9 protein-coding genes are annotated in these 14966 nt (G+C 71.4%); 3 read left to right on the top strand and 6 right to left on the bottom strand.

The genetic code is table 11. From position 1 onward, the window contains the following. Positions 1-31: 31 nt before the first annotated feature. Together ACWEBX_RS05905 and ACWEBX_RS05900 are read left to right on the top strand one after the other, a co-directional pair. Positions 32-1144 carry an NAD(P)H-dependent flavin oxidoreductase gene (locus tag ACWEBX_RS05905; protein WP_451883676.1) on the top strand — a complete coding sequence of 371 codons (1113 nt, stop codon included), beginning with the start codon at positions 32-34 and terminating at the stop codon, positions 1142-1144. Then, positions 1141-2691, top strand: coding sequence for an acyl-CoA synthetase (locus ACWEBX_RS05900; RefSeq protein WP_451883675.1), 1551 nt, complete (start codon positions 1141-1143; stop codon positions 2689-2691). The genes ACWEBX_RS05905 and ACWEBX_RS05900 overlap by 4 nt, the downstream gene beginning before the upstream one ends. Before the next feature lie 65 nt (positions 2692-2756). Here ACWEBX_RS05900 and ACWEBX_RS05895 read toward each other — a convergent pair whose 3' ends face one another. Continuing rightward, positions 2757-5204 (bottom strand): penicillin acylase family protein, encoded by a 2448-nt coding sequence (locus ACWEBX_RS05895; RefSeq protein ID WP_451883674.1) that lies wholly within the window; start codon positions 5202-5204, stop codon positions 2757-2759. 162 nt (positions 5205-5366) lie between these two features. Between ACWEBX_RS05895 and ACWEBX_RS05890 the strand changes: the two genes are divergently transcribed. Further along, positions 5367-6866: an acyl-CoA synthetase gene (locus ACWEBX_RS05890; protein WP_451883673.1), complete on the top strand. Its 1500-nt coding sequence runs from the start codon at positions 5367-5369 to the stop codon at positions 6864-6866. A gap of 65 nt (positions 6867-6931) precedes the next feature. On the opposite strand, the gene paaK is transcribed toward ACWEBX_RS05890, so the two are convergent. The 5 genes from paaK to ACWEBX_RS05865 all read right to left on the bottom strand — a co-directional run bounded on the left by paaK (position 6932) and on the right by ACWEBX_RS05865 (position 14952). Continuing rightward, complete coding sequence (gene paaK, locus ACWEBX_RS05885) at positions 6932-8239, bottom strand: phenylacetate--CoA ligase PaaK (protein ID WP_451883672.1); 1308 nt, start codon at positions 8237-8239, stop codon at positions 6932-6934. A 143-nt stretch (positions 8240-8382) separates the two neighbouring features. Then, positions 8383-9717, bottom strand: coding sequence for an enolase C-terminal domain-like protein (locus ACWEBX_RS05880; protein ID WP_451883671.1), 1335 nt, complete (start codon positions 9715-9717; stop codon positions 8383-8385). Positions 9718-9837: 120 nt separating this feature from the next. Beyond that, a complete protein-coding gene (locus ACWEBX_RS05875; RefSeq protein WP_451883670.1) occupies positions 9838-10797 on the bottom strand; it encodes a 5-dehydro-4-deoxyglucarate dehydratase in 960 nt (319 codons plus the stop codon). Between the two features lie 243 nt (positions 10798-11040). Continuing rightward, positions 11041-13113, bottom strand: a complete 2073-nt coding sequence (locus ACWEBX_RS05870) for a sulfatase (RefSeq protein WP_451883669.1) — start codon at positions 13111-13113, stop codon at positions 11041-11043. A 147-nt stretch (positions 13114-13260) separates the two neighbouring features. Next, complete coding sequence (locus ACWEBX_RS05865) at positions 13261-14952, bottom strand: acyl-CoA synthetase (RefSeq protein ID WP_451883668.1); 1692 nt, start codon at positions 14950-14952, stop codon at positions 13261-13263. Positions 14953-14966: the final 14 nt, after the last annotated feature.

Below are 14966 nucleotides of genomic sequence, written 5' to 3'. Positions count from 1 at the left end.
CTCGTCCGGATGTCTGCGGCATCCTGCGCCCATGCAGACGGAGTTGAGCAAGGAACTGGGAGTCGAGCACGCCATTTTCGGGTTCACGCCGTTTCCCGCCGTCGCCGCGGCCATCAGCCGTGCGGGCGGGTTCGGTGTGCTCGGCGCGGTCCGCTACACCGCCCCCACCGACCTGGAGCGCGACCTCGACTGGATCGAGGCGAACGTCGACGGCATGCCCTACGGCCTGGACGTCGTCATGCCCGCCAAGAAGGTCGAGGGCGTCAGCGAGGCCGACGTCGAGGCGATGATCCCCGCGGGACACCGTCAGTTCGTCGCGGACACGCTCGCCAAGTACGGCGTCCCCGAACTCGCCGAGGGCGAGGCGTCCGGCTGGCGCATCACCGGCTGGATGGAACAGGTCGCCCGCGGCCAGCTCGACGTCGCCTTCGACTACCCGATCAAGCTCCTGGCCAACGCGCTGGGCTCACCGCCCGCCGACGTCGTCCGGCGTGCCCACGAGCGCGGGGTGCTCGTCGCGGCCCTCGCGGGCAGCGCCCGGCACGCGCGCAAGCACGCCGAGGCCGGCATCGACATCGTCGTCGCCCAGGGCTACGAAGCGGGCGGACACACCGGGGAGATCGCCTCGATGGTGCTCACGCCCGAAGTCGTCGACGCCGTGGGCCCGTTGCCGGTCCTGGCGGCGGGCGGCATCGGCAGCGGAGAGCAGGTGGCCGCCGCGCTGAGCCTCGGCGCCCAGGGGGTGTGGCTCGGCTCGGTCTGGCTGACCGTGACGGAGGCCGACATGCACTCCCCGGCCGTCACCCGCAAACTGCTCGCGGCCGGCTCCGGCGACACCGTCCGCTCCCGCGCCCTGACCGGCAAGCCCGCCCGCCAGTTGCGCAGCGAGTGGACCGATGCCTGGGACGACCCGGACGGACCCGGCACGCTCCCCATGCCGCTCCAGGGACTCCTGGTCGCCGACGCCGTCTCCCGCATCCAGAAGTACGAGGTGGAGCCGTTGCTCGGCACACCGGTCGGCCAGATCGTGGGCCGGATGAACAGTGAACGCTCCGTCCAGGAGGTCTTCGACGACCTGACCCGGGGCTTCGAGCGAACCGTCGACCGCATCAACCGCATCGCGGGCAGGGGGGAACAAGCATGACCACGTCACCCAACGGCTTCTGGGCCCAGGCCGCCGCCGACCCCGGACGCGTCGTCCTGATCACCCCCACCGGCGAGGAATGGACCGCCGGGCGGCTGCACGAGGCGGCCAACGGCCTCGTCCACGGCCTGCGCGCCGCCGGCCTCGAACGCGGCGACTCCTTCGCGGTCGTCCTGCCCAACGGTGTCGAGTTCCTCGTCGCCTACCTCGCCGCCTCGCAGGCGGGCCTCTACCTCGTCCCCGTCAACCACCACCTCGTCGGGCCCGAGATCGCCTGGATCGTCTCCGACTCGGGAGCCAAGGCCCTCATCGCCCACGAACGGTTCGCCGACGCCGCCCGGCACGCCGCCGACGAGGCGAAACTGCCCCCGGCACAGCGATACGCCGTCGGCGCGATCGAGGGCTTCAGGCCGTACGCCGAACTCCTCGACGGACAGCCCGGCTCCGCGCCCGGGGACCGCACCCTCGGCTGGGTCATGAACTACACCTCGGGCACCACCGGCCGCCCGCGCGGCATCCGGCGCCCGCTGCCCGGCAAGCTCCCCGAGGAGTCCTATCTCGGCGGCTTCCTCGCCATCTTCGGCATCCGGCCGTTCGGCGACAACGTGCACCTCGTCTGTTCGCCGCTCTACCACACCGCGGTCCTCCAGTTCGCGGGCGCGTCCCTGCACATCGGCCACCGGCTGGTGCTCATGGACAAGTGGACACCCGAGGAGATGCTGCGGGTCATCGACGCCCACCGGTGCACCCACACCCATATGGTGCCGACCCAGTTCCACCGGCTGCTGGCCCTCCCCGACGAGGTGAAGGCCCGCTACGACGTCACCTCCATGCGGCACGCCATCCACGGGGCGGCCCCGTGCCCCGACCATGTCAAACGGGCCATGATCGCGTGGTGGGGGGAGAGCGTCGAGGAGTACTACGCGGCCAGCGAGGGCGGCGGTGCCTTCGCGACCGCCGAGGACTGGCTGAAGAAGCCCGGCACCGTCGGCAAGGCCTGGCCCATCAGCGAACTGGCCGTCTTCGACGACGACGGCAACCGGCTTCCGCCCGGTGAACTCGGCACCGTCTACATGAAGATGAGCACCGGCGGATTCTCGTACCACAAGGACGAGACCAAGACCCGCAAGAACCGCATCGGCGACTTCTTCACCGTCGGCGACCTCGGCGTGCTCGACGAGGACGGCTATCTCTTCCTCCGCGACCGCAAGATCGACATGATCATCTCGGGCGGCGTCAACATCTACCCCGCCGAGATCGAGGCGGCGCTGCTCTCCCACCCCGCCGTCGCCGACGCGGCCGCCTTCGGCATCCCGCACGACGACTGGGGCGAGGAGGTCAAGGCCGTGGTCGAGGCCGCGCCGGGACACGAGGCCGGACCGGCGCTCGCCGCCGACATCCTCGCCCACTGCGAGCGGCAACTCGCCGGCTACAAGAGGCCCAAGAGCGTCGACTTCATCGCCGCCATGCCCCGCGACCCCAATGGAAAGCTGTACAAGCGGCGGCTCCGCGACCCCTACTGGGAGGGCCGCACCCGGACGATGTGACCCCGCCGCGCGCGGTGCCCGGAGCGGATCCGGGCACCGCGCGCGCCGTCATCCCACGCCCGAGGTCAGCGGTGGTCGCTCACCCGGACCACCCGAAGCCCCGGCGACGCCAGGATGTCCTTCTCGCAGAACCGGGACGTCACCCACCGCTCGCCCGAGAACAGCCGCGTCTGATCGCTGAAGTGCGGCGAGTTCGGGTTCGAGGACTGGGAGTACGTCAGCAGGGTGCGGGCGACCGGACAGCGGCCCCCGTCCCAGCCGACGGCCTGGATGTACGAGGACCCCGTGGTGACCTCCGTGTAGCCGCCGGCCGCCTGGTTCCACGGCATCTCCACCTTGTTCCACACCCCGAGGGACTCCGTGCCGCCCGGCACCGGAACGCGCTGTCCGCCCCGGACGACGAACTGGCCGGAGCCCAGCCGCGCGTCGAGGGCGATTCCCGTCGCCCGCAGCTCCGTCACCGTGTCGGCCAGCGCCGTCGCGAAGCCCGGAACGGAGGTGTCGAGGGTGTTCGGGGTACGGACCGGATCGGCCGCCGAGAACGGGACCTTCCAGAGCCGCGCCGCCGGCACCGTGGCCGTCAGCTTCCGCCAGAAACGGTCGAAGAGCAGCGCGCCCCGGCTGCCGGTGTCCATCGAACGATCCCAGGCCCGCAGCACACCGCACGCCTCGCCCACGTCGACGGCCTTGCCGTCGGAGCCCGTCGCCGTGCCGCCCGGCAGCGCGGCACAGGCGCGCGCCGCGTCGGCCGCCACGAGATCACCCGCGGGCACCCGGTTCGCGAACTGCTGCGCCTGGAGATCGCGCACGGTCAGCCGCCCCCGCGCGGACATCCCGGCCACGTCCTCGACGGCGCCGCGCGTACGCATCGAGCGTTGCGTGCCGATCGTGCCGAACACTCGCTCGTACCCGGTCAGCGGCCGGTCCGCGTTCGCCAGCCAGGCACTGTCGTTGGAGTTCTCCGCGTACGGCGCGTCCCTCAGCACCGGCATCCTCGCCGGACCGAAGATGCCCGGCCGCACGGCGTCGGGATCGCTGCCGAGCGCGCAGTCGCCGCGCGACCCGTCCAGCACGGCGACCCCCGACGACGGGTACAGGGCCCGGCCCAGCGGCGTCGAGCAGCGCTGGACCAGTTCGTCGGTGATGCGCGGCAGCACCTGCGACTGAGTGAAGAGGGTGTGGCCGCCGGAGTCGGCGGCGATCGTGTTCACCCACGGCAGGCCCTGGGTCCGGTTGAGCGCCGCGAGGACGCCCGCCGTGTCACGGGCCTTGCTGAAGCCCAGCGCGGTGTCCGGGGCACGGAGGTTGACCGCGTTCGGGTCGTTGAGCGCGTACGCCGTCGTGGCGGTCCACGGCAGCGGCACCTGGGCGCCGAGCGAGGTGACGACGGGACCGTACCGGGTCCACCACTGGGTGCGCGTCACCGGCGTGCCGTCCCGCACGTCGATGCTGACGCTGCGCCGCGTCATCCGCTCCGGCCTGCCGTCCACCAGATACGTCGTCGGATCGGACGGATCGAGCGTGAGCTGATGGAGATTGAGCGTGACACCCGTCGCGACAGTGTGGCTCCAGGCGATCCGGGCCGTGTGACCGACGGACACCGTCGCCGTGCCGAGCAGGGCGCCGCCCTGGACGTTCAGCTCGCCGGGGATCGTCTGCTGCACCTGCCAGAAGCGGCGTCCGCCCTGCCACGGATAGTGCGGATTGCCGAGCAGCAGCCCACGGCCGTCCGCGGTCGAGGCACCGCTGAAGGCCACCGCGTTCGATCCCATGTCGGCGGTGTCGAACACCTCACGCGCGGCTGCGGCGGTGCGCTTCACGTCGGGCTCACCGGTGCCTGCCGCCGTCGCCGTTCCGGCGGTCGCCGCCGCCCCCGCCGCCGTTCCCGTCGTCGGTGGCTGCGCGGCCGTGATGCCGTCGACTCCTCGCCCCTGGCCGCCGAGCACGGCCAGCGCGAAGCCGCGCGCGGCGACGTCCGCCCGGGTCACCGGGCGGACCCAGGCGACTCCCCGGCACGCCGGATCGGTGACGTGGTTCTGTGCCAGCCACGCGTTGTAGCCGGCCGCCCAGCCTCGCATCAGGTCCTTGACATCGCGGCTGGGGCCGCGTGGCGCGGGCTCGGCGAGCAGCTTCTCGACCGTGCCGGCCTCGCGCACTCCGCGGTAGTACAGGTCGCTGGAGAGGTTCGTGGACGCCGAGGAGAGCGAGCCGTCCGGTGTCGCGGCGGACCCGAACCAGCGGGACCGCTCGCCGCGCAGGGTCACGAACCCGTCGGCCAGGGTGCACACCTGGTCGGCTGCCTGGGCCCAGCCGGTGCCGAAGCCGAGGTTCGCGTAGTCCTTGGCGACGATGTGCGGAATGCCGTACTCGGTGTAGCGGATCACGGCCGACAGTCCGCCGCGCGAGGGATGTTCCTGTCCGGAGTGCCGCTCGGCCGCGGCCGCGGGCAGGGTGGTCGCGGCGGTCAACAGAGCGACGGCCGTGACGAGTAACCGTCTTCCACGGGTGCGCATCGTGCCTCCCAACATCATTGAGGGAAGGGGCGGTTGAGCGTACCAACGGGTTGTGCGCCGTCGGAGTGTCCGTTCGGCTCCGGCCCGGCTTCCGTCCGCCTTCCGTCCGGCTCGCGTGCGGTGACTTGACCTGCCTCTCCCGTGGACCGAGGATCACGTGACATGACGCCTGGACACGGCAGTACGGTTGACGGGGTGCTGCGGCGCAGTGCCCGGCGCACACCGGCGCGACGCGCCGTCGACTACCGGGAGCGCTCCTGGACGTACGCGGAACTCGACGAGGCCGTCTCGCGCGCGGCGACCGTCCTCCTCGGCGAGGGGCTGACCCCCGGGGACCGCGTGGGCGCCTACGGCCACAACTCGGACGCCTATCTGATCGGCTTCCTCGCCTGCGCCCGCGCGGGACTCGTTCATGTGCCCGTGAACCAGAACCTGACCGGTGACGATCTCGCCTACATCGTCGGCCAGTCGGGATGCGCCCTGGTCCTGACCGACCCCGACCTCGCCGGCCGGCTCCCGGAGGGCGTACGGACCCTGCCGCTGCGCGACGCCGACGACTCGCTCCTTCTGCGACTGGAGGCGGCCCGCCCGTACGACGGTGACGAGCCCCGCGGCGACACGCTCGTCCAGCTCCTCTACACCTCGGGCACCACCGCGCTGCCCAAGGGCGCGATGATGACGCACCGCGCCCTGGTGCACGAGTACCTGAGCGCGATCACGGCCCTCGATCTGAGCGCCGGTGACCTCCCGGTGCACTCGCTGCCGCTCTACCACTCGGCGCAGATGCATGTGTTCCTGCTGCCCTACCTCGCGGTCGGCGCCTCGAACACGATCCTCGACGCGCCGGACGCCGGACAGATCTTCGACCTGATCGAGGCGGGCCGCGCGGACAGCCTGTTCGCCCCGCCCACCGTGTGGATCGGGCTGTCGAACCGTCCCGACTTCGCCGAACGCGACCTGAGCGGCCTGCGCAAGGCGTACTACGGGGCGTCGATCATGCCGGTCCCCGTCCTGGAACGGCTGCGCGAACGGCTGCCGAAGCTGGCCTTCTACAACTGCTTCGGCCAGAGCGAGATCGGTCCTCTGGCCACCGTCCTCGGACCCGACGAGCACAAGGGCCGGATGGACTCGTGCGGAACTCCGGTGCTGTTCGTGGACGCACGGGTCGTCGACGAGGACGGCAAGGACGTGCCGGACGGGACACCGGGCGAAGTCGTCTACCGCTCACCGCAGTTGTGCGAGGGGTACTGGGACAAGCCCGAGGAGACCGCCGAGGCGTTCCGCGACGGCTGGTTCCACTCGGGCGACCTCGCCGTGCGCGACGCCCACGGATACTTCACCGTGGTGGACCGGGTGAAGGACGTCATCAACTCCGGTGGTGTCCTGGTCGCTTCACGACAGGTCGAGGACGCCCTGTACACCCATGAGGGGGTCGCCGAGGTCGCCGTCGTCGGGCTGCCCGACGAGCGCTGGATCGAGGCCGTCACCGCGGTCGTCGTCCCCCGGGGTGAGGTCACCGAGGACGAACTGATCGCCCACGCACGCGAGAAGCTCACCCACTTCAAGGCGCCCAAGCGGGTCCTGTTCGTGGACGAACTGCCGCGCAACGCCAGCGGGAAGATCCTGAAGCGGGAACTGCGGGACCGGTTCGGCCGGGCCTAGGGCGTGTCGTGGCGGACAGGGCCGCGGGGGGTGTCAGGAGCCCCCGCGGCCCTGTCCGCGGTCGGTCAGGCGCGCGGGCGCAGGTCCACGATCCGCTTCAGCTTGCCCACCGACCGTTCCAGGGACTCCGGTTCGACGATCTCCACCGTGACCGAGACACCGATCCCGTCCTTGATGCCCGCGGTGATCGCCCGCGCCGCCGCCTCGCGCGCTTCGGGGGTGGCGCCGGACCGGGCCTCCGCCCGTACGGTGAGGGCGTCGAGGCGGCCCTCGCGGGTCAGCCGGAGCTGGAAGTGCGGGGCGACGCCCGGTGTCCGCAGCACGATCTCCTCGATCTGCGTGGGGAAGAGATTGACCCCGCGCAGGATGACCATGTCGTCACTGCGCCCGGTGATCTTCTCCATCCTGCGGAAGACCCGCGCCGTACCGGGCAGCAGCCGCGTCAAGTCCCGTGTCCGGTAGCGGATCACGGGCATGGCCTCCTTGGTGAGCGAGGTGAAGACCAGTTCGCCCTCCGCGCCGTCCGGCAGCACCTCACCGGTGAAGGGGTCGACGACCTCGGGGTAGAAGTGGTCCTCCCAGATGTGCAGACCGTCCTTGGTCTCCACGCACTCCTGGGCGACGCCGGGGCCGATGACCTCCGAGAGGCCGTAGATGTCCACCGCGTCGATCGCGAACCGCTCCTCGATCTCGCGGCGCATCGCCTCGGTCCACGGCTCGGCCCCGAACACGCCGACCCGCAGCGAGGTGCCACGCGGGTCCACGCCCTGGCGCTCGAACTCGTCGAGGAGGGTCAGCATGTACGAGGGGGTCACCATGATGATCTCGGGCTTCAGGTCCTGGATGAGCTGGACCTGACGCGCCGTCATGCCGCCGGACGCGGGGATCACCGTACAGCCGAGCCGCTCCGCGCCGTAGTGGGCGCCGAGTCCGCCCGTGAACAGCCCGTAGCCGTAGGCGACATGAACCTTGTCACCGGGCCGGCCGCCCGCCGCGCGGATCGAACGGGCCACCATGTCGGCCCACATGGACAGGTCGTTCTCCGTGTAGCCGACGACCGTGGGACGGCCGGTCGTCCCGCTCGACGCGTGAAGCCGCCGGATCCGGTCCTGCGGTACGGCGAACATCCCGTACGGGTAGTTCTCCCGCAGGTCCGCCTTCGTCGTGAAGGGGAACCGGGCCAGGTCGGCGAGCGAGCGGCAGTCGTCGGGGCGCAGCCCGGCCTTGTCGAAGGACTCCCGGTAGAAGGGGACGTTCTCGTAGGCGTGGCGCAGCGACGCGCGCAGCCGTTCGAGCTGGAGCGTCCGCAGCGCCTCCGCGTCCAGCCGCTCGCCCGCGTCGAGCAGGCCCTTCGAGTCCGTCGAGCCCGCCATCGCGCCCTCTCCCTCGCCAACCGTGCCATAGTGGACGACCGATCATTCGGTCGTTCTGTTCCGGACAGTAATTCAGGTGTCCGCTGTCAGTGCAAGGGGTCGGTGGCGCTTTTCACGCAGCGGGTCCGGGTCCGGGCGCCGGTTCAGCGCACCAGGGCGGGCCGCTTGGGGTCGAACTCCCAGCCGGGAACCAGTTGGCGCATGGCGACGGCGTCGTCCCGGGCGCCGAGGGCCTCCTTCAGGTAGAGCTCGTGCGCCGCCAGCAGCCGGTCCATGTCCAGCTCGACGCCGAGGCCGGGTGCGTCCGGCAGCGCGATCTCGCCGCCGACGATGCGCGGCGGGTCGACCGTGAGCCGTTCCAGGCCCTCCTGCCAGATCCAGTGCGTGTCGAGCGCGTTGTACGGGCCCGGCGCAGCGGCTCCGCAGTGGGTGACCATGGCGAGCGAGATGTCGAAGTGGTTGTTCGAGTGGCAGCCCCAGGTCAGGCCCATCGCGTTGCAGAGCTGGGCCACCCGCACCGAGCCCCGCATGGTCCAGAAGTGCGGGTCGGCGAGCGGGATCGAGACCGACTGGAGCGCCAGGGCGTGGGTGAGCTGCCGCCAGTCCGTGGCGATCATATTGGTCGCCGTCGGCAGTCCCGTCGCCCGGCGGAACTCGGCCAGGATCTCCCGCCCCGAGTAGCCGTCCTCGGCGCCGCAGGGGTCCTCGGCGTAGGCGAGCGTGCCGACCAGGGGCCCGCACAGCTCGATCGCCTCGCGCAGCGACCAGGCGCCGTTGGGGTCGAGCGTGACGCGGGCCTCGGGGAAGCGGTCCTTGAGCGTGCGTACGGCCCTGACCTCCTCGGCGCCTTCCAGGACACCGCCCTTGAGCTTGAAGTCGCGGAATCCGTACAGCGCGTGGGCGGCCTCGGCCTGCCGGACGATCGCGCCGGGCGTCAGGGCCCGCTCGTGCCGCAGGCGGTACCAGTCCACGTCCGCGTCGCGCTCGCGGACGTACGGCAGATCCGTGCGGTCCGGGTCGCCGACGAAGAAGAGGTAGCCGAGCACCCGGACCCGGTCACGCTGCTGCCCGTCTCCGAGGAGTGCGGCGACCGGCACGTCGAGGTGCTGTCCGAGCAGGTCGAGAAGGGCCGACTCGACGGCGGTGACGGCGTGGACGGTCGTGCGCAGGTCGAAGGTCTGGGCGCCGCGGCCGCCCGCGTCGCGGTCGCCGAACCGGTCCCCGATCTCGCGCAGAACGCGCTGGTAGTCGCCCACCTCGGTGCCGAGGACCAGAGCCCCGGCGTCGCGCAGCGTCCGGGTGATCTTCTCCCCGCCCGGCACCTCGCCGAGCCCGGTCCGCCCCTCGGAGTCCTTGAGGACCACGACATTGCGGGTGAAGTACGGACCGTGGGCGCCCGACAGGTTCAGCTCCATGCAGTCCCGTCCGGCGACGGGGTAGACGGAGAACTCGGTGATCGTCGGTTGCTGACGCTTCATCACATTCCTTGTGGACGAGGGGCGATGGCTGACCGGTGCTGGGGAATCCCAGGATGACGGCGGCGGGCGTGGCCGAGGGCCGGTCCGCCCCGTGCCCCGCCGGGCCGTCCCTCGCCTGCTTCAGGCGGGCCGGCGCACGGCTCCGACGAGGGCCAGTCCGGCGTCGAGGATCCGCTCCAGGTCCGCCAGATCGGCCGGTCCGGGATCGGTGAGCGGCGCGCGCACCGGGCCGACGGGCAGGCCCCGCAGCCGGGCGGCGGCCTTGACCAGGGACACGGCGTAGCCGGGCACCTTGTCGCGCAGTTCGACGAGCGGGACGTAGAAGTCGCGCAGCAGCTTGTTCACGGTCGCCTCGTCGTCGGCGCGCAGAGCGGTGAAGAAGGCGCCGGCGATCTCGGGAGCGAAGGCGTGGACGGCCGACGAATAGGCGGGGACGCCGACAGTGGCGTACGCGCGGGCCTGGATCTCGGCGGTGGCGGCCCCGTTGAAGAACAGGAAGCCGTCGGGCGCCGCGAGCGTGAGGCGCTGGAGCCGGTCGAGGTCGCTGTGGCCGTCCTTGAGTCCGATGACGCCCGGGACGGCCGCGAGGGCCCGCAGCCCCTCGGGGGAGAAGGCGACCGGGCCGCGCTGGTAGGCGATGAGCGGGAGCCGTGTGCCGGCGGCGATCCGGCGCACCTGCTCGACCAGGCCGGACTCGGGGGCCTCGACGAGGTAGTGGGGCAGCACGAGGAGGGCGTCCGCGCCGGCCTCCTCGGCGATCCGGGCGAAGCGCAGCGCCTGCGCCCATCCGTAGCCGGTGCCCGCGACCACGGGCATGCGGCCGTCCGCGATCTCGACCGTGGCGGTGACGACCGCACGGTACTCGTCCTCGTCCAGCGCGCTGAACTCGCCGGTCCCGCAGGCGGGGAACACCGCGCCCGGGGCCGTGGCGAGCTGGGTGGTGAGGTAGGTCCGACAGGACTCCACATCGAGGTCGCCGTCCGCCGTGAAGCTCGTGAGCGGGAACGACAGGACCCCGCCCGCCATGCCGTCCCGCAGCCGCTCGACCACGCTGCCCGGATCCGCGCTGAACCCTGCCATGAGCCTCATCCCTGTATGCAGATGCTGTCTATGTATGAGAACACAGATTAGATTCGTGAACCACCGGGGTCAATGGGCGGGGCCGGGATCCGGGGTTCCGCGGCCGCCGGGTTCACGGATGTCCGGAAACAGCGCAGCGGGCCCGCAGCCGGTGTGGCTGCGGGCCCGCTGTGTTCGGACCGGAGTGGACCCGGACGGACCGGAGGGGACCCGGACGGACGGGGGCGGTGGCCCCCGGGTCCGTCAGTGCGACGCGGTCGAGCCCGCCGTGCCCGGATGCGAGCCGTACGCGGTCATGAAGCGGTCGCGGAACTTGTCCATCGCCCACTCCGGCGCGTCGGCCGCGGGCTTGAGCCCGTCCGTCCAGCCCCAGCCGGAGATACGGTCCAGCACCTTCGGGTCGCGGGCGACGATGGTGACGGGTACGTCCTTGTCGGAGGTGCCGCCCGTGACGGTGGGGTTGGGCTGGTGGTCGCCGAGGAAGACGAGGACGGTGTCGTCGTCGCCGTAGCGCTGCATCCACTGGGTCAGGCTGTCCAGGGAGTACTGGATGGCCTTGCGGTACTCGGTCCGCACCCGCTTCGAGCTCTTCCAGACCTCCGTGGGGTTCGTCCCCTCCTTCTTGATCTTGTAGAAGATCTTGCCGTCCCCGAGGTCGTTCCAGTCGATCGTGTGGGCGATCGGGGACCAGGGGTTGTGGCTGGAGGCGAGGATGATCTCCGCCATGATCGGGTCGCGGTTCTTCTTGCCGTGCTCCAGCTTCTGGAAGGACTCCAGGCTGAACTGGTCCGGCACCGGCGTCCAGCTGAAGTACGGGCCCTGGTAGCCGAGGTGCGTCGAGTCGTAGATGTGGTCGAGGCCGAAGTACTTGCCCTCGGGCCAGGACTTGCGCACGCCGGGGACGATGCCGACCGTGCGCCAGGCGCCGGTCTTCCGGAAGTAGCTGGTGAGGGTGGCGCGGTCGCTGGTGGTCAGGGACCGGTACCGCTGCTGATTCTCGACCCAGGTGCCGGACAGGAACGTCGAGTGGGCGAGCCAGCTTCCGGCGCCCGTCACCGGCGACCTGAGCCAGCCGCTGCGTGCCGCGAAGCCCGCCGCCTTCAGCCTCGCGCCGCCCTCCCTGAGCGTCGCGTCGACCTCCGGCCCCATCGTCGGATCGTCGATCGCCACGCGGCCGTAGCTCTCGATGAACGTCACCATCACGTCCTTGCCGCGCAGCCCGGTCAGCAACTGGTCGGACGGGGTCTCGGCGAAGGCGTCGACGGCCAGCTGCTTCTTGTAGACGTCGGCGTCGCCGAGGCCGTCGCGGACGTACTGCACACGGTTGGAGAGGTACTGGGTGTAGCCCTTGGTGGCGATCGTGACGCCGCCGGTCCGTGCGCCCATGGTGAAGCAGACGACCCACGCGACGCCGAGGACGAGCGTGGCGCGCACCGCCCCGGCGCGGTGCCGGGCCAGGACGTTCGCCAGCCGCAACATCGCGAGCACGCTGAGGGCGGGCACGGCGATGACCAGGACGATCATCCCGACCACCGCCAGCACCTCGCCCGAGCGCCCGAACGAGTCCTTCACCCAGTCCGCCCCGTCGCTCAGCAGAACCCAGTCGAAGACCAGGTCGAACGGCCGGGCCAGGGTCTGGCGGAAGCCCATGTCGAGGCACTTGAGGATGCCGGACAGCCCGAGGAGCGCCCCGAGGACTCCGGCCGTGATCCGCCGCGCCCGCGCCGGCAGGACGAGCAGGACGGCCGCGAGGTAGACGGCTTCGACCGGGAGGCGGAGGAACGCCCGGACACTCATCCAGTCGAGGCGGTTGGGCACGATGAGGATCGTGATCACCAGCGCACCGGCCAGGACGGTCGTGCCCACCCGCGCGGCCCGAGCGGCCCACGCCCGGCGCCGGCCGAACCATCCGGGGCGGACGGCGGAGGCGACGTCCGTGTCCGGCTCGGCCTCGCCCGCGGACGCGGGGTCGACGGGATGCCCGTCGGCGGCCTCGGGGGTGGCTTCGTCGGTTGCCACTCGCGCGACGGTGGGTTCGTCGGCGGCGGCCTGCGTGCCCGTCGGTTCCGCATCGGCAGGCCGCGTACCGGGGGACTGGTCGTCGGCGGGGTGGGGGACGGTGGGGTCGACTCCGGTGACGCCGGACATTTCGTCGCCGGCCGTCTCCTCGGCCCGCTCCTCGGTCCCGGAACTCGTGTGCGCCCCGGTCCGTTCGTCCGTCCCGGACTCCTCACGGGTTCTGTCCGTCGCCGTCGCGTCGGGGTCCGGACCCGCGTCGACATCCGGCAGTTGACGAGGAGGTGTGTGGTGCGACACCCGAAGTCCTTCCGTACATAACCCGGTGCTGGTGCGACGGAGGCGCGTCCGTCATCCCCCGTACGGCCATCGGCCACCTCTGGTTCAAAGGGGGCCGGCCGCGCACAGAGTACGTCGCGAGTTCCAGGCGCATGACACCGCCGGCGGTTACAGGTCCGCCGCCACGGCCACCTCCCGGGCCCACCGGTAGTCGGCCTTGCCGCTCGGTGAGCGCTGGATGGAGTTCGTGATCACCAATTGGCGCGGGACCTTGTACCCGGCCAGCCGGGCGCGGCAGTGCGTCTGGATGTCGTCGAGCGACGGACGCGGCGCGCCCTCGCGGACCTGGACGACGGCCGCCACGTGGCTGCCCCACTTCGGGTCGGGCACTCCGGCGACCAGGGCGTCGTACACGTCCGGATGCGACTTCAGGGCCTGTTCGACCTCCTCCGGGTACACCTTCTCGCCGCCGGTGTTGATGCACTGCGAGCCGCGGCCGAGGACGATGACGATGCCCTCGTCGTCGACCGTGGCCATGTCGCCGAGGAGCACCCAGCGTTCGTCGCCCTTGCGGAAGAACGTCTCGGCGGTCTTCTTCGGGTCGTTGTAGTAGCCGAGAGGCACATGGCCGCGCTGCGCGACCCGACCCGGCTCGCCCGCCGCGACCGGCTCGTACGTCACCGGATCCACCACCTGCGTACGGGCGTTGACGCGGATGCGGAAGCCGCGCTCGGGGCCGGAGTCGGCCGTCGCGGTGCCGTTGAAGCCGGACTCCGAGGAGCCGAAGTTGTTGAGCAGCATCACGTTCGGGACGAGTGCCTGGAACTGTTCGCGCACGGTGTCCGACATGATCGCGCCGGACGAGGAGACGCTGAACAGGGCGGAACAGTCCGTGCCCTTCAGGGGGCCGTTCAGCGCGTCGATCAGGGGCCGCAGCATCGCGTCGCCGACCAGCGACACGCTGGTCACCTTCTCCTTCTCGATCGTCCGCAGGACGTCCTCGGGTGAGAACTTGCGGTGCAGCACGACCCGTTGACCGAAGTTGAAGCCGATGAACGCGGTGAGCGTCGACGTGCCGTGCATCAGCGGGGGAGTGGGGAAGAAGGTGATGCCGGCACCGCCGGCCGCGACGCGTTCGGCGAGCTCCTCCGGCTTGGTCACCGGATCGCCGGTCGGCGCGCCCCCGCCGAGGCCCGCGAAGAAGAGGTCCTCCTGCCGCCACATGACGCCCTTGGGCATCCCCGTCGTACCGCCGGTGTAGATGATGAACTGGTCGTCCGCGGAGCGCGGGGAGAATCCGCGCAGCGGAGAACCGGCGGCCTCGGCGTCCCCGAAGTCCACGACGCCCCCCGCGCCTTGGACGCCTGCCGGGTCCTCCGTGCCCACCGCGCCTTCGACGCCTGCCGGGCCCGCCGTGTCCACCGTGCCCGCTCCGGGTGCGGCGGCCCCCACGCGGACGAGATGGCGCAGCCGCGGTGCCCGTGGCCGAGCCGCCGCCACCCGGTCGGTGAACTCCGCGTCGAAGACCAGCGCCACCAGGTCCGCGTCCTGGTAGAGGTAGGCCAACTCTTCTTCCACGTAGCGGTAGTTGACGTTGACCGGAACGATCCGCGCCTTCAGGCAGGCCAGCACCGTCTGCAAGTACTCGACGCCGTTGTACAGATGGAGGCCGAGATGCTCGCCGGGGCGGATCCCGCTGTCGATCAGATGGTGCGCCACACGGTTCGCGGCCGCGTCCAGCTCCGCGTACGTCAGACGGCGCTCGGCGCCCGTGCCCGGGAGGTCGACGTGGACCAGCGCCTCGCGGTCCGGGACCACGTCGACGACCGACTCGAACAGGTCCGCAAGGTTGTACTCCACCGCTCCTCCTGACC

The sequence above is a fragment of the Streptomyces sp. NPDC005070 genome, assembly GCF_053600395.1.
The sequence above is the reverse complement of the archived record's forward strand: the minus strand, read 5'-3'. Positions and strand labels throughout refer to the sequence as shown.